This window comes from Solwaraspora sp. WMMA2059 (genome assembly GCF_027497315.1).
In the GTDB taxonomy this organism is placed as follows: domain Bacteria; phylum Actinomycetota; class Actinomycetes; order Mycobacteriales; family Micromonosporaceae; genus Micromonospora_E.
This window is the reverse complement of sequence record NZ_CP114908.1, coordinates 5,819,198-5,844,899: the sequence shown is the minus strand read 5'-3', so window position 1 is coordinate 5,844,899 and position 25,702 is coordinate 5,819,198. Positions and strand designations below refer to the sequence as shown.

21 protein-coding genes, 1 tRNA gene and 1 pseudogene are annotated in these 25,702 nt (G+C 69.9%); 11 read left to right on the top strand and 12 right to left on the bottom strand.

Translation table 11 applies throughout. The features are described 5' to 3' along the window. Positions 1-35 precede the first annotated feature (35 nt). The 5 genes from O7553_RS26920 to gyrB form a co-directional block, all read right to left on the bottom strand. Complete coding sequence (locus O7553_RS26920; RefSeq protein ID WP_233606623.1) at positions 36-164, bottom strand: DLW-39 family protein; 129 nt, start codon at positions 162-164, stop codon at positions 36-38. A gap of 34 nt (positions 165-198) precedes the next feature. Next, positions 199-272: transfer RNA gene (locus tag O7553_RS26915), tRNA-Ile, on the bottom strand. A 174-nt stretch (positions 273-446) separates the two neighbouring features. Continuing rightward, complete coding sequence (locus tag O7553_RS26910; protein ID WP_281552360.1) at positions 447-1,439, bottom strand: DUF3566 domain-containing protein; 993 nt, start codon at positions 1,437-1,439, stop codon at positions 447-449. A gap of 3 nt (positions 1,440-1,442) precedes the next feature. Continuing rightward, positions 1,443-3,971 carry a DNA gyrase subunit A gene (gene gyrA / locus O7553_RS26905; protein ID WP_281552359.1) on the bottom strand — a complete coding sequence of 843 codons (2,529 nt, stop codon included), beginning with the start codon at positions 3,969-3,971 and terminating at the stop codon, positions 1,443-1,445. Between the two features lie 127 nt (positions 3,972-4,098). Then, entirely contained in the window at positions 4,099-6,042 is a 1,944-nt protein-coding gene (gene gyrB, locus O7553_RS26900; RefSeq protein WP_281552358.1) for a DNA topoisomerase (ATP-hydrolyzing) subunit B, read from the bottom strand. A 587-nt stretch (positions 6,043-6,629) separates the two neighbouring features. Here gyrB and O7553_RS26895 point away from each other — a divergent pair. Next, positions 6,630-7,190, top strand: a complete 561-nt coding sequence (locus O7553_RS26895) for a hypothetical protein (RefSeq protein WP_281555771.1) — start codon at positions 6,630-6,632, stop codon at positions 7,188-7,190. Between the two features lie 47 nt (positions 7,191-7,237). Here the strand turns inward: O7553_RS26895 and O7553_RS26890 are convergent, their stop codons facing one another. From O7553_RS26890 to dnaA, 5 genes are all read right to left on the bottom strand, one after another. Beyond that, positions 7,238-7,819, bottom strand: a complete 582-nt coding sequence (locus O7553_RS26890; protein WP_281552357.1) for a DciA family protein — start codon at positions 7,817-7,819, stop codon at positions 7,238-7,240. After that, positions 7,809-8,957 (bottom strand): DNA replication/repair protein RecF, encoded by a 1,149-nt coding sequence (gene recF / locus O7553_RS26885; protein ID WP_281552356.1) that lies wholly within the window; start codon positions 8,955-8,957, stop codon positions 7,809-7,811. Before recF ends, O7553_RS26890 begins: the two co-directional genes overlap by 11 nt. A 5-nt stretch (positions 8,958-8,962) precedes the next feature. Further along, complete coding sequence (gene gnd, locus O7553_RS26880) at positions 8,963-9,838, bottom strand: phosphogluconate dehydrogenase (NAD(+)-dependent, decarboxylating) (protein ID WP_281552355.1); 876 nt, start codon at positions 9,836-9,838, stop codon at positions 8,963-8,965. 51 nt (positions 9,839-9,889) lie between these two features. Beyond that, positions 9,890-11,023: a DNA polymerase III subunit beta gene (dnaN, locus tag O7553_RS26875; protein WP_281552354.1), complete on the bottom strand. Its 1,134-nt coding sequence runs from the start codon at positions 11,021-11,023 to the stop codon at positions 9,890-9,892. A gap of 735 nt (positions 11,024-11,758) precedes the next feature. Next, on the bottom strand, positions 11,759-13,609 hold the full coding sequence (gene dnaA, locus O7553_RS26870; protein WP_281552353.1) for a chromosomal replication initiator protein DnaA: 1,851 nt from the start codon (positions 13,607-13,609) through the stop codon (positions 11,759-11,761). Positions 13,610-14,279: 670 nt separating this feature from the next. Between dnaA and rpmH the strand changes: the two genes are divergently transcribed. The 9 genes and pseudogenes from rpmH to O7553_RS26825 all read left to right on the top strand — a co-directional run bounded on the left by rpmH (position 14,280) and on the right by O7553_RS26825 (position 21,968). Continuing rightward, complete coding sequence (gene rpmH, locus O7553_RS26865; protein WP_123606641.1) at positions 14,280-14,417, top strand: 50S ribosomal protein L34; 138 nt, start codon at positions 14,280-14,282, stop codon at positions 14,415-14,417. A 34-nt stretch (positions 14,418-14,451) separates the two neighbouring features. Then, positions 14,452-14,808: pseudogene (gene rnpA / locus O7553_RS26860) on the top strand (ribonuclease P protein component); the annotation flags it as partial. Positions 14,809-14,909: 101 nt separating this feature from the next. Continuing rightward, on the top strand, positions 14,910-15,200 hold the full coding sequence (gene yidD, locus O7553_RS26855; RefSeq protein ID WP_281552352.1) for a membrane protein insertion efficiency factor YidD: 291 nt from the start codon (positions 14,910-14,912) through the stop codon (positions 15,198-15,200). Then, positions 15,197-16,267: a membrane protein insertase YidC gene (gene yidC, locus O7553_RS26850; RefSeq protein ID WP_281552351.1), complete on the top strand. Its 1,071-nt coding sequence runs from the start codon at positions 15,197-15,199 to the stop codon at positions 16,265-16,267. Before yidD ends, yidC begins: the two co-directional genes overlap by 4 nt. Positions 16,268-16,434: 167 nt before the next feature. Further along, positions 16,435-17,070 (top strand): R3H domain-containing nucleic acid-binding protein, encoded by a 636-nt coding sequence (locus O7553_RS26845; protein ID WP_281552350.1) that lies wholly within the window; start codon positions 16,435-16,437, stop codon positions 17,068-17,070. A 5-nt stretch (positions 17,071-17,075) separates the two neighbouring features. After that, entirely contained in the window at positions 17,076-17,882 is an 807-nt protein-coding gene (gene rsmG / locus O7553_RS26840) for a 16S rRNA (guanine(527)-N(7))-methyltransferase RsmG (protein ID WP_281552349.1), read from the top strand. A gap of 308 nt (positions 17,883-18,190) precedes the next feature. After that, positions 18,191-19,297 carry an AAA family ATPase gene (locus O7553_RS26835; RefSeq protein ID WP_281552348.1) on the top strand — a complete coding sequence of 369 codons (1,107 nt, stop codon included), beginning with the start codon at positions 18,191-18,193 and terminating at the stop codon, positions 19,295-19,297. 27 nt (positions 19,298-19,324) lie between these two features. After that, complete coding sequence (locus O7553_RS26830; protein ID WP_281552347.1) at positions 19,325-20,374, top strand: ParB/RepB/Spo0J family partition protein; 1,050 nt, start codon at positions 19,325-19,327, stop codon at positions 20,372-20,374. A 664-nt stretch (positions 20,375-21,038) separates the two neighbouring features. Continuing rightward, positions 21,039-21,968, top strand: a complete 930-nt coding sequence (locus O7553_RS26825; protein ID WP_281552346.1) for a hypothetical protein — start codon at positions 21,039-21,041, stop codon at positions 21,966-21,968. On the opposite strand, the gene O7553_RS26820 is transcribed toward O7553_RS26825, so the two are convergent. Beyond that, positions 21,969-22,982 carry a D-alanine--D-alanine ligase gene (locus tag O7553_RS26820; RefSeq protein WP_281552345.1) on the bottom strand — a complete coding sequence of 338 codons (1,014 nt, stop codon included), beginning with the start codon at positions 22,980-22,982 and terminating at the stop codon, positions 21,969-21,971. Between the two features lie 7 nt (positions 22,983-22,989). Further along, positions 22,990-24,303, bottom strand: coding sequence for a PLP-dependent aminotransferase family protein (locus O7553_RS26815; protein ID WP_281552344.1), 1,314 nt, complete (start codon positions 24,301-24,303; stop codon positions 22,990-22,992). Positions 24,304-24,458: 155 nt separating this feature from the next. On the opposite strand from O7553_RS26815, the gene O7553_RS26810 reads away from it, so the two are divergent. Further along, positions 24,459-25,673 (top strand): transposase, encoded by a 1,215-nt coding sequence (locus O7553_RS26810; RefSeq protein WP_281552343.1) that lies wholly within the window; start codon positions 24,459-24,461, stop codon positions 25,671-25,673. Positions 25,674-25,702: the final 29 nt, after the last annotated feature.

Sequence of the window (25,702 nt, the reverse complement as noted above, 5' to 3'; positions counted from 1 at the left end):
GCGGTGACGACTGCGGTCCGGGGACAGAAGTTGGATCAGCGGAGATCAGGAGCGGTGGTCGCCTCGTGCCAGAGGGCACGCTCGTCGCTGGTCTCCTTGACCTTCTTGGCGATCAGCGCGGCTACGCCGATGACGCCGGCGATGATGAGGATCTTCTTGACCATGGGGCGTGTCCCCTTACGCTCGACTGTCGTGGAGTGGGGCTAGCTGGAATCGAACCAGCGACCTCAGAGTTATCAGCTCTGCGCTCTAACCGACTGAGCTATAGCCCCGTACGCGACGAGCAAGGTTACCGCACCCGTGCCCTACACCCCAACTCGGGGCGAAAGCCACCGGCAGCCGGCGAACGGAGCGCCGGACCATGGGGAGACTACCGGATCGCGGACGGCCGGGGCCAATGGGTATCGACCCGCCCGGCCGTCCTCCGCTTCCCTGAGCGGGCCGGATCAGTCCCGCTCGGCCAGGGTCAGTTCGATCCCGCCGACCAGGTCGGCGCAGACGTTGTAGATGAACGCGCCGAGCGTCGCCAGCGCGGTGTAGAGCACCACGTTGATCAGCCCGAACAGCGCCGCCGTGCCGATCACGCCCTGAGCGGTGATCCGCAGGCTCGGACCGTCCCCGGTGCCGGTACCGATCAGGTCACCAAGGCTGGCGTTGACGCTCTGGAACACGCCCATCGCGTCGAGCGCCAGGTAGAGCACCGAGGTCGCGACGATCACCACGATGAACAGCACCAGCGAGACCGCGAACGAGAACTTCATGACGGACCAGGGGTCGATCCGCTTCAGGTTGAGGCGAGCTCGACGCGGACCTCGCGAGGCAGCCGAGCTGACCCCGGGTCGCGCGGTGCGGGCACCGTCAGGGCCGACTCGCGCCGCGCCGACCGCGCCAACACCGGCACCGGCACCACCGATCGTGCGTACGGTCGGCGAACCCAGGCCGGTCCGCGAGCCGGGAGTGGCCGTACCCACCCGGGCCGTGCCGCCGATGGTGCCGAACTGCCCGGTGGGCCCGAGCCCACCGCCCGGTCGGGTGCCACTTGCCGCGGTGGCGCCGAGCGCTCCACCGGTGAATCCGCTGCCGGAGCTGGCCGGCGGAGCGGATGAAACAGGAGGTGCCGACGTCACAGGAGGTGCCGACCTTCCGGAAGAGGCGGATATGCCGCCGAGCTGAGTGGCGCTGTCGCCGGTGCCTCCGGCGCGGGTCGAACCGTCGACGGAGTCGCCGGTGCCACCGGCTGGGTCGTCGGCGGGTCTGTCGGGCGGGGGAGGCATCCCTGGCGCCCGGGTGAACTTGGGCGACGGCGAATCACCGGGCACGCTGGCCCGGCCGACAGCGGCGCGGCCGGTGGCCGTTGATGTGCCTCCGGCGGCGGATTCCTCGTCGACCGGAGCCGCCGAGGATCCTGTTCCCCCCGACTTCGCCTGGGTCTCCGTCATCAACTAGTCCTGTTCGTCAGGCTCGTCGGCATTGCGAGCAATGGCCACGATGGTCACGCCGTCTGGGAGGTCCATGAGCTTGACCCCCATTGTGTTCCGGTCCCGGGTACGTCGTACAGGCTTCACCGGAGTCCGGATCACGCCACCGTTGCTGGTGATCGCGAAGAGCTCGTCGTCCGGACTGATGACGACCGCGCCGACGAGACCACCGCGGCGCTCGGTGATCTTCGCAGTCAGCACACCCTTGCCTCCCCGGCCCTGCACCGGATACTCCTCGATCGGAGTACGTTTCGCGTACCCGCCGTTGGTGGCGACCAAAACATCCAGGTCCATCCCCTCCCGGACGACCGCCATGGCGAGCAGTTCGTCGGTGTCGGTGAACCGCATCCCGATCACCCCCGATGTAGCCCGCCCCATCGGACGCAGCGCCTCGTCGGTCGCGGTGAACCGGATCGCCTGGGCGTTCTTGGAGACCAGCAGCAGGTCGTCGGCCCCGCTGGCGAGAGCCGCTCCGACCAGTTCGTCGGCGTCCCGCAGGTTGATGCCGATGATCCCACCGGAGCGGTTCGAGTCGAACTCCTCCAGCCGGGTCTTCTTCACCAGGCCGTTGCGGGTCGCCAGCACCAGGTAGGGCGCCACCTGGTAGTTCGGGATCCGGATGACCTGGGCGATGTGTTCGTCCGGCTGGAAGGCCAACAGGTTGGCCACGTGCTGGCCACGGGCGGTACGGGATGCCTCCGGCAACTCGTAGGCCTTCGCCCGGTAGACCCGGCCCTTGTTGGTGAAGAACAGCATCCAGTCATGGGTGGACGCGACGAAGAAGTGGCTGACGATGTCGTCCTGGCGCAGCGTCGCACCGCTGACGCCCTTGCCGCCCCGGCGCTGCGAGCGGTAGAGGTCGACCTTGGTCCGCTTGGCGTACCCGGTGCGGGTGATGGTGACCACCACGTCCTCGCGGGCGATCAGGTCCTCCATCGAGACCTCGCCGTCGAACGGCACGATCTTCGTCCGCCGCTCGTCGCCCCACTTGGCGACAATCTCGCCGAGCTCCTCCGAGACGATCCGCCGCTGCCGCTCGGGCTTGGCCAGAATGTCCTTGAGGTCGGTGATTTCCAGCTCGATCCGGGCGAGCTCGTCGATGATCTTCTGCCGTTCGAGGGCCGCCAGCCGGCGCAGCTGCATGTCCAGGATCGCGGTGGCCTGGATCTCGTCGACGTCGAGCAGCCGCATCAGGCCCTGCCGGGAGTCCTCGACCGTCGGCGACCGCCGGATCAGGGCGATCACCTCGTCGAGCATGTCCAGCGCCTTGACCAGACCGCGCAGGATGTGCGCCCGCTCCTCGGCCTTGCGCAGCCGGTACGCGGTGCGCCGCCGGATCACGTCGATCTGGTGCTCGACGTAGAACCGGATGAACTGCGCCAGGTTCAGCGTGCGCGGCACCCCGTCGACCAGGGCCAGCATGTTGGCGCCGAACGTCTCCTGCAGCTGGGTGTGCTTGTAGAGGTTGTTAAGCACCACCTTGGCGACGGCGTCGCGCTTGAGCACCAGCACCAGCCGCATGCCGGTACGCCCGGAGGACTCGTCGCGGATGTCGGCGATCCCGCCGATCTTGCCCTCCTTGATCAGCTCGGCGACCCGCTCGGCAAGGTTGTCCGGGTTGACCTGGTACGGCAGTTCGGTGACGACCAGCGACGTCCGGCCCTTCTTGTCCTCCTCGACCTCGACCACGGCCCGCATCCGGATCGACCCGCGACCGGTGCGGTAGGCGTCCTGGATCGGGGTGGTGCCGACGATCAGACCGGCGGTCGGGAAGTCCGGGCCCTTGACGATCTCGATCAGCGCCTCGAGCGTGGTCGCCTCGTCGACCTCCGGGTTCTCCAGGCACCACTGCACCGCCGCCGCGATCTCCCGCAGGTTGTGCGGCGGGATCTTGGTGGCCATGCCGACCGCGATGCCCTCGGAGCCGTTGATCAGCAGGTTGGGGATCCGGGCCGGCAGGATCACCGGTTCCTTGGCCCGCCCGTCGTAGTTGTCCTGGAAGTCGACGGTGTCCTCGTCGATGTCCCGCAGCATCTCCATCGCCAGCGGGTCGAGCTTGCACTCTGTGTAGCGCATCGCGGCTGCCGGATCGTTGCCCGGGGAGCCGAAGTTGCCGTTGCCGTCGACCAGCGGGTACCGCAGCGACCAGGGCTGCGCCATCCGGACCAGCGCGTCGTAGATGGCCGAGTCGCCGTGCGGGTGGAACTGACCCATCACGTCGCCGACGACCCGGGAGCACTTGACGTAGCCCCGGTCCGGCCGGTAGCCCGAGTCGAACATGGCGTAGAGGATCTTGCGGTGTACGGGCTTGAGCCCGTCCCGTACGTCCGGCAGCGCCCGCCCGACGATCACGCTCATCGCGTAGTCGAGGTACGAACGCTGCATCTCGACTTCCAGCCCGACCGGCTCGATGCGATCGTGGCGGGCGACCGCAGCCGCGGCGGCTGCCACGGGATCCGGCTCGCTGCCGAAGGACTCGGGAGTATCCGTCACAGTTAACCCTTATCAACCTTTGAAACCGTCGTACCGGTGCTGGACAACGGCTGTGGAAGCTGGCGAAGTTGCTGATGACGCGGCCGGGCCGGCCCCTGTTCGGGGGGTCGCCCGGCCGCGCGGGGCGCTAGATGTCCAGGAAGCGGACGTCCTTGGCGTTGCGCTGGATGAAGGAGCGCCTCGCCTCGACGTCCTCACCCATCAGAACGCTGAACAGCTCGTCGGCGGTTGCTGCGTCGTCCAGAGTCACCTGACGCAGCGTACGCGTCGCCGGGTTCATCGTCGTCTCCCACAGCTCGGGGTAGTTCATCTCTCCCAGGCCCTTGAAGCGCTGGATGTCGTCCGGCTTGGCGTTCGGCTTCTTCTGCTGGCGCAGCACGATCAGTCCGTCGCGTTCCCGGTCGGAGTACGCGTACTGCGCGTCGTCGCCCTTCCGGTTCCACTTGATCTTGTACAGCGGCGGGGCAGCGAGGTAGACGTGGCCCAGCTCGACCAGCGGACGCATGAACCGGAACAGCAGGGTCAGCAGCAGCGTCTGGATGTGCTGGCCGTCCACGTCAGCGTCGGCCATCAACACGATCTTGTGGTAGCGCAGCTTGTCGATGTCGAAGTCGTCGTGGATGCCGGTGCCCAGCGCGGTGATCAGCGCCTGGACCTCGTTGTTCTTCAGCACCCGGTCGATCCGGGCCTTCTCCACGTTGAGGATCTTGCCCCGGATCGGCAGGATCGCCTGGGTACGCGGATCCCGCCCCTGCTTGGCCGAGCCGCCGGCCGAGTCGCCCTCGACGATGAAGACCTCCGACTCGCGCGGGTCGGTGGACTGGCAGTCGGCCAGCTTGCCCGGCATCGACCCGGACTCCAGCAACGACTTGCGCCGGGCCAGCTTGCGGGCCTGCTGGGCGGCGATCCGGGCGCGGGCCGCCTGGGTGGCCTTCGTGATGATCATCTTGCCTTCGGCCGGGTTGCGGTCCAGCCAGTCGACCAGCCACTCGTTGCAGACCCGCTGCACGAAGCTCTTCACCGGGGTGTTGCCCAGCTTGGTCTTGGTCTGGCCCTCGAACTGCGGGTTGGCCAGCTTGACCGAGATGATCGCGGCGAGCCCTTCCCGGATGTCCTCGCCGGAGAGCTTCTCGTCGCCCTTGAGTAGCTTCTTGTCCATGGCGTACTTGTTGACCACGCTGGTCAACGCGGACCGGAAGCCCTCCTCGTGGGTGCCGCCCTCGTGGGTGTTGATGGTGTTGGCGAAGGTGTAGACCGACTCGCCGTACGATTCGTTCCACTGCATGGCGATCTCGACCGACATGCCCTCCTCCTCCGCGCCGAACTCGACCACGCTCTTGTGGATCGGGTTCTTCGAGGCGTTGAGATGGCGGACGAAGTCCGAAATACCACCCTTGTAGCAGAAAGTGACCTCGCGGTGCTTTCCGTCGTCATCAGCCACCCGCTCGTCGCGCAGCTGGATGGTCAGCCCACGGTTGAGGAAGGCCATCTCCTGCAACCGGCGGTAGATCGTCTCGAACGCGTACTCGGTGGTCTCGAAGATCGACGGATCCGGCCAGAAGGCGACCGCGGACCCGGTCCGGTTCGTCGCCTCGCCCTTGTCCAGCGGCGTCGGCTTCGAGTTGGCGTACTGCTGCCGCCAGACGTGGCCGTCCTTGTGGATCTCGACCTCCATCTTCACGGAGAGCGCGTTGACCACCGAGACACCGACCCCGTGCAGGCCACCGGAGACCGCGTACGCCTTGCCGTCGAACTTGCCGCCGGCGTGCAGCACGGTCAGGGCGACCTCGACACCCGGCTTCTTCAGCTTTGGATGCAGGTCCACCGGGAAACCCCGGCCGTTGTCGGTGACCCGCACCCCGCCGTCGGCGAGCAGCACCACCTCGATGGTGTCGCAGTGCCCGGCCAGCGCCTCGTCGACCGCGTTGTCCACGACCTCCCAGACCAGGTGGTGCAGGCCGCGCTCACCGGTCGAACCGATGTACATGCCCGGTCGCTTGCGGACCGCCTCGAGGCCCTCCAGCACGGTGATCGACTCGGCGCCGTACTCCTGGTTGTTCTCCGCTGACACCCTCAGCCACTTTCTCGCACACCTGGGCCGCGACGGCACAGGGACGCGGGGTTCGGCGGATCTTCCGACGGCGGACGGACGCGAACCGGCACCATGGCCGACAACCCGCATCTTCCGGGTGGATCGCCGACGGGTGGCGAAACGCGCCGTACGCCGCAGCGGACCCGCGGATCACGAACGGCTGGGCCCCGTACGGTCCGGCGATCACGGCTGCCGGTGGTCACCTCGTCGGTGATCCTGCCAGGCGGGCTCCGGATCGTCGCGCCGCGCGGGTCTCCCTCGTCTCTGTCTCCGATCCTACTGTGCCGAGCCGACATAACCGGGACGCGGCACCCCCGTAAAGCGGCTGAGAGGTTCGTAGCCGGCCGCACCCCACCCACCGCGACCACCCCCACACGCACCAGATCCATCATCGGTCGGCCACGGGGCACCGCACCGACGGTGCGGCGGCCCGCCGGGCCACCTGAAGATGAAACGACTACCCGGATGCCGCTACAGTGCCGCTACCGCACAGGCTCGCACCGGGCAGCAGCATCGCGGATGCGCACCCGACCCGGGCCACCAGCTGGAGAAGGGTGACGCTTGCGATGGGGCTGGACAACGTCGCGGTGCAATGGCCACGGGTCGGCGAGTTCTACGAACCGGTCGCACCGGCCGAGTTCGTCGACTTCGACAAGCTGGCGGAGCAGGCCGACGTCGCGGCGCCGACCGCCGCGCTCGCCGGTTACATCGCGAAGACCGGCAGTGTCCGGGCCACCGCCTACACCGAGCTGGTGGACCTGCTGCTGGGGCTGACCGGAGTGCTGTACGCCACCGAGGCGGCCGCCGAGGACGAGGACCCGGTGATCGACCCGGACGGCTGTGCCTGGATCGCCGGCGGCCTGGAGCGGTTCGTCGACGGCCACGACCGGTACGGCGACACCGTCACCTTCGACACGGTCGGGGCGGTGCTGCGCGACGCCCTCGCCGGGGCCCGGCTCGCCGAACAGCAGCTGCGCTGGCTGGACAGCCGGCTCGACGCGCTCCGCGACGACGCCGGTGACGCGCCGCAGTGGAGCTTCCCCCGGTCGGAGCTGGCGGTGCTGTCCCGCTTCTACCGCCGCTGCGCCGATCGCGGCTTCGCCGTCTACGCCGACGCGGCAGCCTGATCCTGGGCGGCCGGCGTCGGCCAGGGAGCGGACCGGCCGGGTGGGGATCAACCGTACGTGTCCCGCGGGCCACGACCACGGACCCGCCTCGGTCCCTTCGACCAGGATGGCGCGGCCGGGCCGTGAATATGCAGTTTCGTCACCACGTTGTGCCCGACCTCAGCGGCGATCTGGCGCAGCAAGGAGCGGGCGAGCAGACGTAGCTGGGTCGCCCACGCGGTCGACTCCGCCTCGACCGTCAACTCGCCGTTCTCCAACTTGACCGGGCGGCTGTGCTTGGCCACCTCCGGCCCGACCACCCGTTCCCAGGCGCCGAAGACGGTCGCCTCGGCGGCCGGCCGTTGCCAGCCGCGCGCCTTGACCAGCCGGGCCAGCACGTCGCCGAACAGCTGGGGATCGCGGGGGTCCGGCCCCGGACCCGAGTAGCCGCGCAGTCGTCGGCCGCCCGACCCGGCTCCGCCAGTGTCGCTGCCGCCACCGGTCCGGCGGCGGGGCCGGTTCGCCTCTCGACGGGCGCGGGCCGCGTCCAGCACCGCCCTGGCCAACTGCGGGCCGGTCGACGGCGGGGGCAGGATCGGCGGCTGGTCGGCAGCCTGCGCCGGCTCACCGTGCTGCGGCTCATCCGACATGGCGTACCTCCCCACGGCTGACCTCGAAGCGTGCCCCGCGCAACGCTACCGGGACGTCCTCGGCCACCGCGCAGGTCACCAGCAGTTGGCTGGCCCCGGCGACCAACTCGGCGAGCCGTTCCCGGCGGCCGCTGTCCAGTTCGGCGAACACGTCGTCGAGGACCAGGACCGGCTCGATGCCTTCCGCGCGGAGCAGGTCGTACGCGGCCAGCCGCAGCGCCAGCGCGCAGGACCAGGATTCGCCGTGGCTGGCGTACCCCTTCACCGGCAGGCTGCCGATCGTCAGATGCAGGTCGTCGCGGTGCGGGCCGACCAGGGTGACGCCACGGTCGACCTCGCTGCGGCGGGCCTCGCCCAGCGCGGCCAGCAGCGCTGACTCAAGCGCGGACCGGTCCGCCGCCGACGGCACGGTCCCGGCATCCGGCAGATCGATCGACGGCCGGTAGCTGATGCCGGCCGCCGCGCTGGTGGCCGCCACCGCGTCATACGCCTTGGCCACGTGCGGGGCCAGTGCGGTGACCAGCTCCAACCGGCCGGCGAGCAGCTCGGCTCCGTGCCGGGCCAGATGGGCGTCCCAGACGTCCAGCGTGCTCAGGTCACCGCCCCGGCCACCACCGGTCTTGCGGGCGAGGTACGCGCTGCGCAGCAACGCGTTGCGCTGCTTGACCACCCGGTCGTAGTCGGCCCGCACGCCGGCGAACCGGGGCAGCCTGGTGACCAGCAGCTCGTCCAGGTAGCGGCGGCGTTCGGCCGGGTCGCCCCGGACGATCTCCAGATCCTCGGGGGCGAACAGCACCAGCCGCAGCGCACCGATCACCTCCCGCGCCCGGCGGGTCGGCGACCGACCCAGCCTGGCCCGGTTGGCCCGCCCCGGCACGATCTCCAGTTCGACCAACAGCTCCCGTTGGTCGTGCACGACCAGGCCGCGGATGATCGCCGAATCGGCGCCGACCCGGACCAGCGGCGCGTCGGTGGCGACCCGGTGACTACCCAGCGTCGCCAGGTAGCCGAGCGCCTCGACGAGGTTGGTCTTGCCGACCCCGTTCGGCCCGACCAGCACGCTGCCACCCGGTTCGAAGGTGAGCTCGACCCGCTGGTACGAGCGGAAGTCGATCAGTTCGAAACGGCGGACGTACACGGAGGTCAGGGGCTGGACTGCACGGCGTGCCCGCCGAACTGGTTGCGCAGGGCGGCGACCGCCTTCATCGCCGGGGAGTCGTCCTGCCGCGAGGTGAACCGGGCGAACAGTGAGGCCGCGATCACGTTCATCGGCACCCCGAGCCGGATCGCCTCGTCGACCGTCCAACGCCCTTCGCCGGTGTCCTCGGCGTACCCGCGCAGCGCCGCCAGCTGCGGGTCCTCGTCGAGCGCGGCGTCCAGCAGATCCAGCAGCCAGGACCGGACCACCGTGCCGTCGCGCCAGGACTTGATCACTCCGGGGACGTCGGTGATCAGCTCGCTCTGCAGCATCAGCTCGTAGCCCTCGGCGTAGGCGTGCATCAACGCGTACTCCACACCGTTGTGCACCATCTTCGCGTAGTGTCCGGCACCGACCGGGCCGGCGTGCACGAAGCCGTGCTCCGCCGGCGGCTTGAGCGCCTCGAAGATCGGCATCATCCGCTGTACGTGCTCGGCGTCGCCGCCGACCATCAGCCCGTACCCCGCCTGCCGGCCCCACACCCCGCCGGACACCCCGACGTCGAGGTAGCCGACGCCGTGCTCGGCCAGCCGGGCCGCACGCGGCCCGTCGTCGCTGAACCGGGAGTTGCCGCCGTCGATCACCAGATCCCCGGGGGAGAGCAGGCCGCACAGCTCATCGACGACCGACGACGTCACCTGGGCCGGGACCATCATCCAGACGGCCCGCGGAGCGGCGAGCCGGTCGACCAGCTCGGCGAGGCTGGCCACGTCGCTGACCGCCGGGTCCCGGTCATAGCCGTACGCCTGGTGACCGGCGTCACGTAGCCGGTCCCGCATGTTGCCGCCCATCCGGCCCAGACCGATGATGCCCAACTGCACGGTGTGCCCCCTTCGTCGCTGCCCGATCGTCGCCCACCGGGCGACCCGGTACTACCGGGTTACCCGGATCGGCATGATCAGATAGCGGTAGCCGGGGATGATCTGATCGTCCTCGCCGGCCGGCGAGATCACCGCCGGCTTGAACGCGTCGACGAAGGTGAACACCGCCGTGGCGGAGCCGAGGTTCTGCAGACCGTCGATCAGGTACTGCGGGTTGAACCCGATGGTCAGCGGCTCGCCGGTGAACGCGGCCTCCATCGCCTCGCTGGCCCGCGCCTCCTCGGTGTTGCCGGCCTCCACCACGAGCCCGTCCGCGCTGAAACTGAGCAGTACCGGGGTGGTGCGTTCGGCTACCAGGGCGACCCGGCGTACCACCTCGACGAGAGTGCTCACACCCACCCGGGCCTCGGCGTTGTGGCTGCTCGGGAAGAGCGACCGGACCGGCGGATAGTTGGCACCGTCCAGCAGCCGGCTGGTGGTCCGGCGGGTGCCGCCGGCGAATCCGATCATGCCTTCCCCGGCCCCACCGTGCGCCAACGCGATGGTGACCTCGCCGCCGATCGGACCGAGCGTCTTGGCCGTGTCGGCCAGGGTACGGGCGGGCACCAGTGCGTGCAGGCTGATCTCCGGATCGTCCGGCTGCCAGTCAATCTCCCGGATGGCCAGCCGGTACCGGTCGGTGGCGAGCATGGCGAGCCGGCTGCCCTCCAGCTCGACCCGGACCCCGGTCATCATCGGCAGCGTCTCGTCGCGGCCAGCGGCCACCGCGACCTGGGCGACCGCGGCGGCGAACGTCGGGGCGTCGACCCGGCCGGCGCTGGCCGGCATCTCGGGCAGGGTCGGATAGTCCTCCACCGGCATGGTCGGCAGGGTGAACCGGGCGCTGCCGCAGACCAGCTCCAGATGCGCACCGACCGCCGCGATGTCGACCGGCTTGGCCGGGAGCGACTTGGTGATCTCGGCGAGCAGCCGACCGGAGACCAGGGCCGAGCCGTCGGCATCGCCCTGCACGTCGACGGTCACCTGGCTGGAAACCTCGTAGTCGAACCCCGAGACCTGCAGGGAACCGTCGGTGACCCGGAGCATCGCGCCGGCCAGCACCGGCACCGACGGCCGGTTCGGCAGGCTCTTGGCCGTCCAGGCCACCGCGTCGGCGAGCGCATCGCGCTCCACCCGGAACTTCATCCCATGCCTCCGCACTTCATGCCGTGCCTCCGCGTCGACTCGATCGAACGATCTTCGGTGGTGCCGGACCCGAGGCGGTCCCTGGGCGGCTCGACCGTCATCGGTCGACGGACCTCACCGAACGATAGGCCAGAGCGCCGGGCCCGTGCGTCCGGCCCCGGACTTCTGCCGGTCGACCGGACCGGCAGGTGCGGCAGGTCGGCTGCATCCACACCTATCCCCAACGCCGGTGATTGGTTTTTGTTGTCTAGAAGATAAATCTCATCGTCTTCATCGGGGCTGTGCACTCTGTGGACATCTCGCGTTTACGCAGGTCAGATGGGTTCGATGGCAGTGGATTACCTGTGGAGAGGGCTGGGTACAACCGGGTTCGTTATCCACAGGCTGCCCCGCTGCCCACAGCCGTGCCGAGTTATCCACCGGTTGTCCACCGGTTATCCCGAGGGTTCGTCCCCAGCTGTGGACAAGCTGCCGGCGCCATGCCGGTCCGTCGTCCCCAGAACCTTCGACAGGATCCCCACAGGCGGTGGCTGACCTGTGGACAAGTTGTGACTGAGAGTGATTATCCACAGCGGTTTCCCCAAGAGTTGTCCACAGCCTGTGGACAACTGGGCGGGCGGGATGCAGCTGTCATCCACCATCCGGCGGCGGCCGCGGTGGAAAACCTGTGGATGAACCTGTGCGTGATCCGCCGGATCAACCGGCGGGCGGGCCCGGTGGCGGGGCGGCGGGGCGTCAGGCGATCTGCTTGATCCGGTTGGTCAGCTCGGCGATCTGGTTGTAGAGGGACCTGCGTTCCGCCATCTGCTGCCGGATCTTGCGGTCGGCGTGCATCACCGTGGTGTGGTCCCGGCCACCGAATGCCTGTCCGATCCGGGGCAGCGACAGGTCGGTCAGCTCGCGACACAGGTACATGGCGACCTGGCGGGCGTTGACCAGCACTCGGGAACGCGAGTGACCGCGCAGGTCCTCCAGGCTGACCCCGAAGTAGTCGGCAGTGGCGACCATGATCTGGTCGGCGGTGATCTCCGGGCCGGCGCCGTCCGGGATGAAATCCCGCAGGACCTCCTCGGCCAGGCTCAGCTCGACCGGCGACCGGGTGAGACTGGCGAACGCGGTGACCCGGATCAACGCGCCCTCCAGCTCCCGGATCGAGTTGGCGATCCGGGAGGCGATGAACTCCAGCACGTCCGGGGGCGCGTACAGGCGCTCCTGAGCCGCCTTCTTCTGCAGGATGGCGATCCGGGTCTCCAGGTCGGGCGGCTGGATGTCGGCGAGCAACCCCCACTCGAAGCGGGTCCGCAGCCGGTCCTCGAGGGTGGCCAGCTGCTTGGGTGACCGGTCCGAGGTGATCACGATCTGCTTGTTCGCGTTGTGCAGTGTGTTGAAGGTGTGGAAGAACTCCTCCTGGGTCCGCTCCCGGTTCTCCAGGAACTGGATGTCGTCGATCAGGAGGATGTCGACGTCACGGTAGCGGCGCTGGAAGGCGCTGGTCTTGTCGTCACGCAGCGAGTTGATGAAGTCGTTGGTGAACTCCTCGGTCGACACGTACCGCACCGACCGGGCGTGTCCGAGGGTGGTGGCGTAGTGACCGATGGCGTGCAGCAGGTGGGTCTTGCCCAAGCCGGAGCTGCCGTAGATGAACAGTGGGTTGTACGCCTTCGCCGGTGACTCGGCCACCGCCACCGACGCGGCGTGCGCGAACCGGTTCGAGGAGCCGATGACGAACGTCTCGAACATGTACTTCGGGTTGAGCCGGTTTCCGCCGGTGTCCACCCCCGGTCCGGTCAGCCGGCGGTCGTCCCGGCCGGTGCCGCGGTGGTCCAATCCGCCTCGCCCCGGTCCGCTGTCGGGCGGGCTGGTCGGCAGGCCGTCGCCGACGCCGCCGTACCGTTGGTCCGGCGGGCGGTAGTCCGTCGGCGGGCGGGCCACGCGGTGCTGCGCCGGCGGTTCGAGGTCGTGGTCGAGCCGTTGCGGACCCGGCGCTCCGGCGGTGTAGTCGTCGTCGAACAGCGAGCCCTGGTCGCCGGTCCGGGCCGCCGGCACCACCGGCAGCCGGCTGGTCGCGCCATCCAGTGCATCGGATACGCCGACACGGTGCTCCGGCGGATGGGGTCCGTCCGGCGAGTCAGGCCGGCCGCTGATCGGCTCCGGCACCTCGGGCCCGGCGATGCCCTCGCGGTCCCAGTGGTGGTTGTCGGTGTCGCGGTGGTCCGGTCCGGGCGGAGGCGGGCCCAGCCGTGGGTCGGGCTCGTCCGGGTGGTGCAGCCGGGTCTCGACGGTCGCGGTGCCGTACACCGTGCCGACCGGTCGACCCTGGCCGTCCTCCGGCGGACGGACGGTGACCGCCACCTGGATCGGCCTACCGAGCCGCCGCGACAGTGCCTCGGTGATCGCCGGACGCAGTCGCGATTCGATGACGTCGCGGGTGAACGCGTCGGGTACGGACAACAGCGCGGTGTCCTCGACGATGGCGCGCAGCCGGGTCAGCCGCAGATAGGCCCGCTGCTGGGCGGAGACGATCTCGTCCGCCAGCTCGTCCGTGGTCGCCAACCAGACCGCGCCGAGGTCTATCGTCTCGGCCACCGTAGCGCCACCCCCATCGCATCCGAGTACCCGGCCGCCGGCACTGTCTCCATGTCGGCCGCCGGTCGGGATCGGTCCCGCTCTCGAACAGGTACGACGAGCCATGCTGCGGGCCGCTGAACTGACCGTCATCCACAAGTTATCCACAACCTGTGTGTACTGCTGACTGCGGCTCCCCGTCGTCCGCCGAACCTGCCCCTGCCGGCTCGGCGCCCGGTGTCGATCACCGTCGCGGGCGACCGGCCCGGCTGCCTGGTTCGTACCGATGAAGCGGTGCCAGGTGCTGCCTGATGCTTGACCGGCAATCGGGCACGCTAACAGCGTTGTCCACAACCGTTCAACCGGCGGTCGCCGGTCCCCGTTGTCGGTTCCGGTGAAAACCGTGTAGCGGCACTGGCCGCGTCGCTCCACGGCCGGGTCACCGGCGGTGGGCGAGCCGTCGGCGCTGGTCCGCTCTGATAAACTAGCCAGGCGCGTTGTGCCTGCACGACGCACGGGCGCAGATCGTGCACCACCCGGATCTGCGCCATCCTGATCTGCACCACGCTGATCTGCACCACCGGCCTGGCCAACGGCCGGGTTTGACCAACTGCCGGCCTGACCGCCAGCCGGTCTGATTCATCTGACTCCGGGCCGAAGGCCGGGAGCCGCACCTGACGGAGAGTCTGACGTGAGCAAGCGCACCTTCCAGCCGAACAACCGCCGGCGCGCCAAGACCCACGGCTTCCGGCTGCGGATGCGTACGCGTGCCGGCCGTGCCATCCTCTCCACCCGCCGCGCCAAGGGCCGCGCCCGCCTGTCCGCCTGATGGCCTTCGCGGGCGTCGTGGAGATCTAACCGCCATGCTGGCCGCCGCTGAGCGCGTACGCAATCGTGCCGACTTCACCGAGGTCGTACGCATGGGTCGGCGGGCTGGCCGTGGCTCGCTCGTCGTGCACCTGTTGCTGTCGTCGCCCGGGCCGGGTGGCCGGTCGGACGCAACCGACAGCACCGGGGCCCGGGCCGGCTTCATCGTCTCCAAGGCGGTCGGCAACGCGGTGAACCGCAACCGGGTGCGTCGTCGGCTCCGACACCTGGCCCGGTCCCGGCTGGCAGCGTTGCCGGGCGGTACCCTGCTGGTCGTCCGAGCCCTTCCGCCGGCCGCCGGGGCATCGTCGGCGGGGCTCGCCGCCGACCTTGACGCCGCGCTGTCCACCGCTGTCCGCGCCGCCGAGCGACGCTCCCAGGGCACCGCCGGTGATCGCCCGTCCGGCGCGCCGCGCACCGGACCCCGGACCCGGGCCAGAGCGGGGGACGCCCGATGACCGCTCCCGACGACCTACCTCCCCCCGCGACACCGGGTGGCCGCCTGCTGACAGGTGCGATCGTCGCGTACCGTCGTTGGATAAGCCCGGCTCTGCCGGCCCGCTGTCGGTTCCACCCGTCGTGCAGCGCGTACGCCCAGGAGGCGATCGCCCGGCGCGGAGCACCTCGGGGGGTGCTGTTGGCGGGTTGGCGCCTGCTGCGCTGTCATCCCTTCCACCCCGGTGGATATGACCCGGTACCGATGCCGGGCGGCCGCCGTGCCGATGCGACTGGAGCCCCGAATTGAGTCTCGACTGGATCTACTGGGCCATCTCGTGGATCCTGCTGTTCTGGCACTCGGCCTGGGACCGGATCGGTGTTCCGTCGACCGAGGTGCTCGGTACCAACTGGTCGTGGATCCTGGCCATCATCTTCCTGGTGGTCACGGTCCGGGTGATCCTCTTCCCGGTCTTCGTCAAGCAGATCAAGTCACAGCGGGCCATGCAGGCGCTGCAGCCGAAGGTCAAGGAGCTGCAGGAGAAGCACAAGGGTGACCGGGAGACGCTCCAGAAGGAAATGATGGAGCTGTACCGGAAGGAGAAGGCCAACCCGCTGATGGGTTGCCTTCCGATGTTCCTGCAGATCCCGGTCTTCCTCGGCCTGTTCCACATCCTGCGCCGGCTCAACCCGGAGCAGACCCGCAACGTCGACCTGTACGGCTGGACCGCGGACCAGTTCTACGAGGCCTCTCGGGCCAGTCTGTTCACCGCGCCGATCGCCGGGCGGTTCGGTTCGACGGCCGACGAGCTGGCGGCGATGGGCGCCAGCGGCACCACGGTCAAGGTGATCGCCGGGATCTTGGTGATCGTCATGATCGTGACGACCTACCTGACCAGCCGACAGATGATCCTCAAGACCGGCTGGGCGGAGGACCCGCAGCAGAAGATGATCCAGCGGCTGATGCTCTACGGCATCCCGGCCTCGCTGCTCATCTCCGGCGCGATCTTCCCGATCGGCGTCATCATCTACTGGGTGGTGAACAACCTGGTCACCCTCGGCCAGCAGCAGTGGGTGCTGCGCAAGTTCCCGCCGCCGCCGATGCCGGCCGGCAAGGGGAAGCCCGCTACGAAGTCGACCTCGACCTCGACGTCGAAATCGACCGGACGGCCGGCGGCGAAGTCCGGTGCCGGCCAGCCACGCAAGCCCGGCACGACCGACGCCAAGCCCAAGTCGGCCGGTGTGTTCGCCCGACGCGGCAACGGTGCCGAGGCCGCCGCCACGGAGCCGGCCCCGGTCCGCGAGGGTCTCAAGCCCAAGCCTGGTGCCAAGCCGGTCAACCCGAAGAAGCGGCGGCCGGCGAAGCGTCCGGGTTGACCGGGCAGGCGTCCCGACGGACGGCTGCTGCTGGCGGGCGTCCCGGGCGCTGGCGGACGTCCCGCACAGCCGCAACGTAGACCTCCCCGAGGGCACGGCGCCCGTCCGCCGGTCCTCGGTAACCAGCGGACCGACCGGTTCCGCCGAGCGAGTACGGAGATGACACCGTGACCGATACCAGCCTGCCCAGTGCCGACCCGTCTGTCGACGAGGAGGTTGTCCCAGCCCGGGCCGCCGACAGCGCCGACGACCGTACCGGTGACGCCGACGACGCGGGCACCGACGAGGCTGACGAGGACGCGGCCGGCAAGGACGCGTCAGCGCCCGCTTCCGCCGCCACCGACAACGACCTGTTCCAGCAGAGCGAGATCGCCGCCGACTACGTCGAGGGACTGCTGGACATCCTCGACTACGACGGCGACATCGACGAGCTGGTCTCCGGCGGCCGTCCCGTGGTGGAGGTGGTCGGCGGGCAGCTGAGTGCCCTGGTCGGGCAGCGGGGTGCGACCCTGGAGGCGCTCCAGGAGCTGACCAGACTCGCGGTCTTCCGGCAGACCGGATCGCCGAGCCGGCTGCTGTTGGACGTCGGTGGCTACCGGAACAACCGGCGCAAGGAGTTGGCCGCTGTGGCGAAGAACGCGGTGGAGAAGGTCAAGGAGTACGGCGAGCCGGTGCGGCTGGAACCGATGTCCGCCTTCGAGCGCAAGTGCGTACACGACGTGGTGAACGCGCTCGACGGCGTGCTGAGCGAATCCGAGGGTGTCGAGCCGACCCGGCGCATCGTCGTCCGTCCGGCCGACTGAGCGCCATGACTGATCTGCCCGAGCAGACTGATCGGGCGGCCACCGGCCCGGACGGGAACCCGTCCGGGCCGGTTCCGTCGGGAGCGGCCACGCCGGGGTCACCCCCCGATTCCGCCCGCGAGGTCTTCGGTGCCGAGCAGCTGCGGCTCGCGGTCCGGTACGCCGGCCTGCTGGCCTCGGAAGGACTGCTCCGTGGACTCATCGGGCCGCGCGAAGTGCCCCGGCTCTGGGAGCGGCACCTGCTGAACTGCGCCGTCGTCGGTGAACTCGTCCCGGACGGAGCGACGGTGCTGGACGTCGGCTCCGGGGCCGGTCTACCCGGGCTGGTCCTGGCCGTCGCGCGGCCGGACCTCACCGTCATCCTGGTCGAGCCGCTGGCCCGGCGCACCGCCTTTCTCGCCGAGGCGGTATCGCTCCTTGGTCTCACCGACCGGGTCGAGGTGCTGCGTGGCCGGGCCGAGGAACTCCGCCGGGATTTTCCCGACGGGGCGGCGCCGGTGGTCACCGCTCGAGCGGTGGCCCCACTCGACCGGTTGGCCGGCTGGTGTCTACCACTGGTCGAGCCCGGTGGGCGGCTGCTCGCCATGAAGGGCGACTCGGCCGGGGCGGAGATCACCGAACACCGGGCGGCGGTGATCAGGTCTGGTGGCGGTGATCCGGTGCTGCGTCGCTGCGGCGAACGATGGCTGGACCCGCCGACCACCGTGGTGGAGATTGAGCGGACCGGTCCGGTGCCCGGGGCGGGTGGCCGACGCCGCTCGGAGCGCGTCGACCGGGGACGGTTGCGGTCGACGCGGCGAACCCGGGGATGACCGCCGAACCCGCCCTGACGGCGGGGTGCAGCGACGTGCAGGCTGCGCACGTCGGACAGTCGGCCGTGGCCACACCGGCCCTGATCCCCGTAGGCTGACCGCGCGTCGATAGTCTGGACCGGGCGGCAACGCGTAGTTGCACGACTCCTGCCGCCCCGTGCCGGTCCGCACGCCACGCCCGAAGCGCGGTCGTGAGCGCTGGCGGTGCCGATCCATCCAACGCGGGCAGGGATGACACGGTGCATGACAACGGTAGTTTCGAGGATCCGCGGTCGACCGGCGAGCGCCACGATGTCGGCGACCCCACGATGGTTTCACGTGAAACGGCGTACCACCCGGGTTGGCCGGAGGGAGGGACGGCGCCGGTCAGTGGGGTGCCCCAGCCGCCCACGACGGGTGCCCCGGCCCGGTCCGGCGTGCCGCTCGTCGTGGACACGTCGGTGGGTACCGCACCCCCGTCGCCGGAGCAGCCGGCGCCCAAACCGACCGCCCCGGCCGTCGACGAGCCGTACGTTTCACGTGAAACACCGAATCGGGAAGAGGATGATCCCCCCTTGGCAATGGAGGCTTTGCGCGCCGTGCAGATTCTGAACCCAAGCGGCGAGGTGACCATGCCCCGGCCGGACCGGACCCGGGTAATGTGCGTGGCCAACCAGAAGGGGGGCGTCGGTAAGACGACCACCACGGTGAACCTCGCGGTAGCGCTGGCGCTGCACGGGAACCGGGTGATGGTCGTCGACCTTGACCCCCAGGGGAACGCCTCGACGGGACTCAACGTCCCGCACCACGCAGGCGTACCGGACGTCTACGACTGCCTGATCGACAACGTGCCGCTGACCGAGGTGGCGCAGCCGGTCGAGGGGATACCCGACCTCTGGTGCGTTCCCGCGACGATCGATCTGGCCGGGGCCGAGATCGAGCTGGTCTCCGTCGTGGCCCGGGAATCGCGGCTGTCGCGGGCCATCACGGCGTACCCGGTCGAGCTGGACTACGTGTTCATTGACTGCCCACCGTCGTTGGGTCTGCTGACGGTCAACGCGCTGGTCGCCGCACAGGAGGTGCTGATCCCGATCCAGTGCGAGTACTACGCGCTGGAAGGACTCAACCAGTTGATCAACAACATCAACCTGGTCCGGCAGCATCTCAACCCGACCCTGGACGTCTCCACCATCCTGCTCACCATGTACGACCGCCGGACCCGGCTGGCCGACGCCGTCGAGCAGGACGTGCGGAACCACTTCGGGGACAAGGTGCTCCAGTCGGTCATCCCCCGCAACGTCCGGGTTTCGGAGGCACCGAGCTACGGCCAGTCGGTGATGACCTACGATCCCGGATCGCGGGGTGCGACAAGCTACTTCGAGGCGGCCCAGGAAATCGCCGAGCGCGGTGTCGCTCGGCTCAGTCGCAATGTCTGACACGGTGGTTGGAGCGGGAGGCAGGGCATGAAGAACCGTCCGAAGGGCGGGCTCGGGCGCGGGCTCGGTGCCCTCATCCCCACCACCGCTCCGGTTCAGTCCGGTGTCACACTGCCGGAGACGGCCCCGGACCCGGTGACTCCGTCCCCGGCCACCGCGGCCGTCTCCGGCAGTGTCGGAACCGCTGCCGCCGTCGCGACCGAACCGGCTCTGGCGCCGCCCGCCGACCTGTCGCCGGTGCCCGGTGCCCGGTTCGCCGAGCTGCCGGTCGCCGCGATCGTTCCGAACCCGAAGCAGCCCCGCCAGGTCTTTGACGACGAGGCGCTCGAGGAGCTGAAGGTCTCGATCGAGCAGGTCGGGTTCCTGCAGCCGATCGTCGTACGCCAGCTGGACGACGGCGAGCAGTACGAGCTGGTGATGGGGGAACGCCGCTGGCGTGCCGCGCAGGCGATCGGCCGGGAGTCCATCCCCGCGATCGTTCGGGACACCAGGAACGACGCGATGCTCCGGGACGCGCTGCTGGAGAACATCCACCGGGCCAACCTCAACCCGCTTGAGGAGGCGGCCGCGTACCAGCAGTTGCTCGACGAGTTCGGGGCGACCCATGAAGAACTCGCCAAGCGCATCGGCCGGAGCCGGCCGCAGATCTCCAACACGATCCGGCTGTTGAATCTGCCGGCTCAGGTGCAGCGCAGGGTGGCCGCCGGCGTGCTGTCGGCCGGTCACGCCCGGGCGCTGCTGAGCCTCGACGATTCCGACGCCCAGGACGCCCTGGCGCTGCGCATCGTCGCCGAAGGGCTCTCGGTCCGGGCCACCGAGGAACTGGTGGCGCTCGCCGGGAGCGAGGACCCGGCGAAGCGTACGGCCAGTCCGCAGCGACGCCCGAAGGCCCACGCCCCGGCCCTCACCGATCTCGCCGATCGTCTGTCTGACCGATTCGACACCCGGGTCAAGGTCGACATCGGGCGAAGCAAGGGCAAGATCACGATCGAGTTCGCCACGGTCGACGACCTGGAGCGGATCGTCGGGATCATCGGTGTGGGGAACGGGGACGACGCCGCAGGCGCCGTCGACTGACTCCCTGCCGGTCGACCGGCAGGCGCTTGTCCAAGGGCTGGTGTTTCACGTGAAACACCAGCCCTTCTTGCCGGTGCTTCCTAGCCGCGTCGCTCGACGCCCCGGCCCTCGGCCGTTGCCGGCGATCAACCTCGGCGGCCACCCACCAGGAGTGCTGCGTCTCGCGGGCCGGCCGGGCGGAGGCGACCGCGGAGGTCGTTTCACGTGAATCCGGTGGGGCCCGGGAGTGGGCCGATGGCGATGTTCCACGTGAAACCAGAACACGAGCCCGACTCTGCGGCCGAGGCGACCCACAGCCATTCCGGCCGCCACCGCACGGCTCGCCGAGCCCGGTTACCGCATGGTCGTTGGATCGTTGAGAAGACCGGGCCACCGGAGGCGCCAAGACGCATTCGCCGCCGGACCGTACGGGTTCCGGGTGTCCCGGTGATCGATCCGGTACGGGTTCGCGCGTTGTCCACAGGCGTTTTCCACAGGACGCCTCGTTTCACGTGAAACAGCGGGTAGACCGGGCTGCCGCCCTGTGGATAACTCCTGTGGACAACTGGGGACGGCGGGCGGTGGCCGGCCGCTGACCAGAGACAGGTCGTCCCTCCGGATGAGTGTTCCGGGCCGGCCGAAACGGGGAACGACAGGCGGCGCAGACTCGGTTAGGGTCAGCGTCGTGCCAGACACCCCTGCCTCGGTTCCCGACTTCGCGCGATGGCCATCCTTTCCCTTCGAGGGCGACCTGCGGGTCAAGCGGCTCGACGATCCGGTTGCCGTCGAGCCGCCTCGCAAGGGTGAGGGCACGGCGGAGTGCTCGTCCTGCTCCGCCCCGGACGACGCGTACATCTGGGTCAGCGAACGCTGGCGGGTGCGCGCGATGGACCGCCCGACCGGACTACCGATGGTCCTCATCCTGGAGTCCCGGTCCCACTTCGACCTCGGCGACCTGCCGAACCTGCTCGCGGCCGAACTCGGCGTGATGACCGTCCGTCTCGAGCGGGCGATCCGGTCGCTCGACGGGGTGGCCCGGGTCCACGTGAACCGGTGGGGGGACGGCTCGGCGCACCTGCACCTGTGGTTCCTGGCCCGGCCGTACGGGCAGCTGCAGCTCCGTGGCACGTTCCTCTCACTGTGGGACAGCATCCTGCCGCCGATCTCGGAGTCACGCTGGCGGGAGAATTTGGCCCTGGTCGCTGCGTGGCTGGCGGAGTTCGGCGGTCGCCAGCTCGCTGAGCCGCCGCGGATTCAGTGGCGGGCACCGTCGAATCTCAGCGAGCAGGCGAGCCATCCGGTCAGCGTCGACGACTTCGGCGAGGTCGACGGTGCAGAGCCGGCGGTAGCCGAGCTCGTGGTGCCGATGGAGAGTATCGAGCCAGCTGCTGATCTCGGTGAGCTCGCCAGCGACGTCGCTACGACCCAGCAGGAAGATGCCGACCCGGCCGATCCGACCGGAACCGTCGATGCCGCCGCCCGCGCCGACACGGATGCCGGTACCGAGGTGAAGAATGACGACGACCCAAACCCGAAGGGCGATCCTGATCAGGGCGGTCCTGAAGTCCCGGCTGCGGGCGATTCGGCGGCGGCGCCGACCGGCGGCACCCGGTGATCAGTTCGCCGGGTCGTACGGTCTCGCCGCAGCCCGGACCACCAGGGTGGCGAGCAGTTCGCCGAGGTCCAGCCCGCCGGCCTGGACTGCCAGTGGCAACAGCGAGGTCTCGGTCATTCCGGGTGAGACGTTGACCTCCAGGACGTGCGGCCGGCCATCGGCGTCGACGATCATGTCGACGCGGGAGAGGTCCCGGAGCCCAAGTGCCCGGTGAGCGGCGACGGCAGTCGCCGCCACCCGCTCGGCGGCCGGCTCGGCCAACCGGGCCGGCGCGTGCCAGGTCGTCAGTCCGGCGGTGTAGCGGGCAGCGTAGTCGTAGACACCGTTGCGCGGCACGATCTCGACTGCCGGTAGCGCCTCCGGGCTGTCGCCCCGGTCGACGACCGACACGGCGACGTCCATCCCGGTGACGTAGCGCTCCACCAGTGCCGTCGAGTCGTACGCGAAGCAGCCGACCATCGCCGCGGAGAGCTCTGCCACCTCGCGTACCACTGCCGCGCCCAGCCCGGAGCCGCCCTGCGCCGGCTTGACCATCAGCGGCAGGCCGAGCCGTTCGACGATCCGCTCCAGCACGGCGACCGCACCCAGCTCTGAGAACCGGTCGTGGGGCAGCGCGACCCAGTCCGGGGTCGGGATGCCTGCCTCGCGCAGCACCGCCTTGGCCGACGGCTTGTCCCAGGCCAGGCGGGCGGCGCGGGCGTCGCAGCCGATGTACGGCACGCCGCAGAGATCCAGTACGCCGCGCAGCGAGCCGTCCTCACCGGTCGCCCCGTGCAGCGCGATGACCACCGCGTCCGGCGGGTCGGAGCGCAGCGCTGGAATCAGCGAGACGTCGGCGTCGCGCATCTCAGCCTCGACGCCGACCGAGCGGAGCGCGTCCAGCACCCGGCGACCGGACTTCAGCGAGACGTCCCGCTCGTACGACAACCCGCCGGCGAGCACGAGCACGCGCAGATCCGGGGCGGCGGACGACGACGAGGATGCGGTTGCGGTGGGGTCCAGCGCTGGGCTCATGCCCGAATCATGCCAAGTCAGGTCCGGGCGCATCCGCGCCGGGGCGCTGGCGTCGGCCGGATCCGCCGGCGACCGGTCCGAAGACCTCACGCATCGCCGACTCCCGCTCCATCACGCCGGCCAGCCGCCGGACGCCTTCCCTGATTCGCTCCGGTGGGGGGTAGGAAAAGTTGAGCCGCATGTTGCCGGCCCCGGAGCCGTCAGCGTAGAAGCCGGTGCCGGGAACGTAGGCCACCCGGGCGGCGATGGCCCGGGGCACCATGGCTTTGGCGTCCAACCCGTCCGGCAGCGACGCCCAGACGAACAGGCCGCCGCTCGGTCGGGTCCAGGTCGTCCCGGCCGGCATCAGGTCGGTCAGCGCGGACAGCAGCGCGTCCCGCCGCTCCCGGTAGACCTCCCGGTACGTCTTGAGCTGCTCCCGCCACGGCATGGTGGCCAGGTAGGTGGCGACCGCGGCCTGGGCGTAGGCACTGGGGCAGAGGATCTGCGCCTCACTGGCGATGACCAGCTTCTCGCGTACCGCGTGCGGAGCGAGAATCCAACCGACCCGCAGCCCCGGCGCGAAGGTCTTGGAGAAGGTGCTCAGGTAGAAGACGCCGTGCCGGCGTCGGGCCCGCAGCGGCGCCGGCGCTTCGCCATCAAAGCTCAGCTGGCCGTACGGGTCGTCCTCGACGACCAGCAGGCCGGCGCGTTCGCAGATGTCGAGTACCCGGTCGCGGCGCTCGTCGGTCAGCGTCACGCCGGCCGGGTTCTGGAACGTCGGAATGGTGTAGAGGAACTTCGCCCGTCGGCCGGACCGGGCCACGTCGGTGATCGCCTGTTCCAGCGCCTCGGGGATCAGCCCGTCGGCGTCCATCGGCACGTGCACCACCTGGGCCTGCGCCGCCTGGAACACGCCGAGGGCGCCGACGTAGGTGGGGCCCTCGGCGAGGACCACGTCGCCCGGGTCCAGGAAGAGCCGGGCGACCAGATCGAGGGCCTGCTGCCCGCCGACGGTCACCACCACGTCCTCAGGGGAAGCCCCGGACGAGACGTCGATCCCGGACAGCGACATCACTTCGCAGATCCGTTCCCGCAGGTCGAGGGTGCCCTGGCCGATGCCGTACTGCAGGGTCGAGGTGCCGGTCTCGGCGGCGAGGCGACCGAGCATCTCGCCGACCGCGTCCAGCGGCAGCGCGGCGACGTACGGGGCTCCGCCGGCAAGCGACACCACCTCCGGCCGACTGGCGACGGCGAACAGCGCCCGGATCTCCGAGGCGGTCATCCCCCGGACCCGGCGGGCATAGCGGTCGGTGTAGTCGTCGAGCGTCGTGCCGGTCATCAGAGTCCTTCCTTGGATACTCCGGTGTTGCGGCCGGGGAGGAATTGGAACTCCTGCGGAGCAGGACAGGGAAAGCCGGTTCGCCGCCGAGGCGGATCGGCGTCCACCGCACACGCGACCCCATGGCTCACGACCGAATCGCTAGACTGTGGACTGTGTCCAGGACCGTGAAGCGGGCGTTCAGGTACCGCTTCCACCCCACCCCCGGGCAGGCCGCCGAGCTCGCCCGGACGTTCGGCTGTGTCCGGCTGGTGTACAACATGGCGCTGGCCGCCCGCAGCGAGGCGTGGACCCTGCGTCGGGAACGGGTCACCTACAACGCCACGTCGGCGATGCTCACCGGGTGGAAGAAGACCGACGACCTGGCGTTCCTCAACGACGTCTCCTGCGTCCCTCTGCAGCAGGCGCTGCGGCACCTGCAGACCGCGTTCGCCAACTTCTGGGCGAAACGGGCCCGGTACCCGACGTTCAAGTCGAGGAAGCGGTCGCGGCGGTCGGCGGAGTACACCGCCAGCGCGTTCCGGTGGCGCGACGGCCGCCTCACCCTCGCCAGGATGTCCGCACCGTTGGACATCGTCTGGTCCCGACCGCTCCCGCAGGGCGCGGCGCCGTCGACGGTGACCGTGTCGCAGGACCCGGCGGGCCGCTGGTTCGTCTCCCTGCTCTGCGACGACCGGATCGAACCGGCCCCGGCCACCACCGCTGCCGTGGTGGGGGTCGACGCCGGCCTCGACAGCCTGTTCACCCTGTCCACCGGGGAGAAGATCCCCGACCCGGGACATGAACGCCGTGACCGGCGGCGGCTGGCCCGGGCCCAGCGGAACCTCGCACGCAAGGCCAGAGGCTCCGCGAACCGGGTCAAGGCCCGGCTGGCGGTGGCCCGGATTCATGCCCGGGTCGCCGACCGCCGCCGCGACCACCTGCACAAGTTGACCACTCGGCTCGTTCGTGAAACCCAGACGATCGTGATCGAGGACCTGGCCGTCCGCAACATGACGGCCAACCACCGTCTGGCCCGCGCCGTCTCGGACGCGGGCTGGCGGCAGTTCCGCAGCATGCTGGGGTACAAAACGGACTGGTACGGCCGGGACCTGGTGGTCGTGGACCGCTGGTTCCCGTCGACCCGACTGTGCTCCGCGTGTGGCGTACTGGCCGAGCGGATGCCGTTGGCGGTCCGGTCGTGGACCTGCCGGTGCGGGCAGGCCCATGACCGGGATGTCAACGCGGCCCGCAACATCCTCGCGGAGGGGCTCTCCGTGATTGCCTGTGGAGGCGGTGTAAGACCTCACCGGGAGTCCTCCTCTCGGACGGGGCGGTCGTCGGTGAAACAGGAACCCCCTGGGGCGACCCAGGGAATCCCCGTCCCTTAGTGCGGGGAGGAAGTCAAGACCTCACCCTC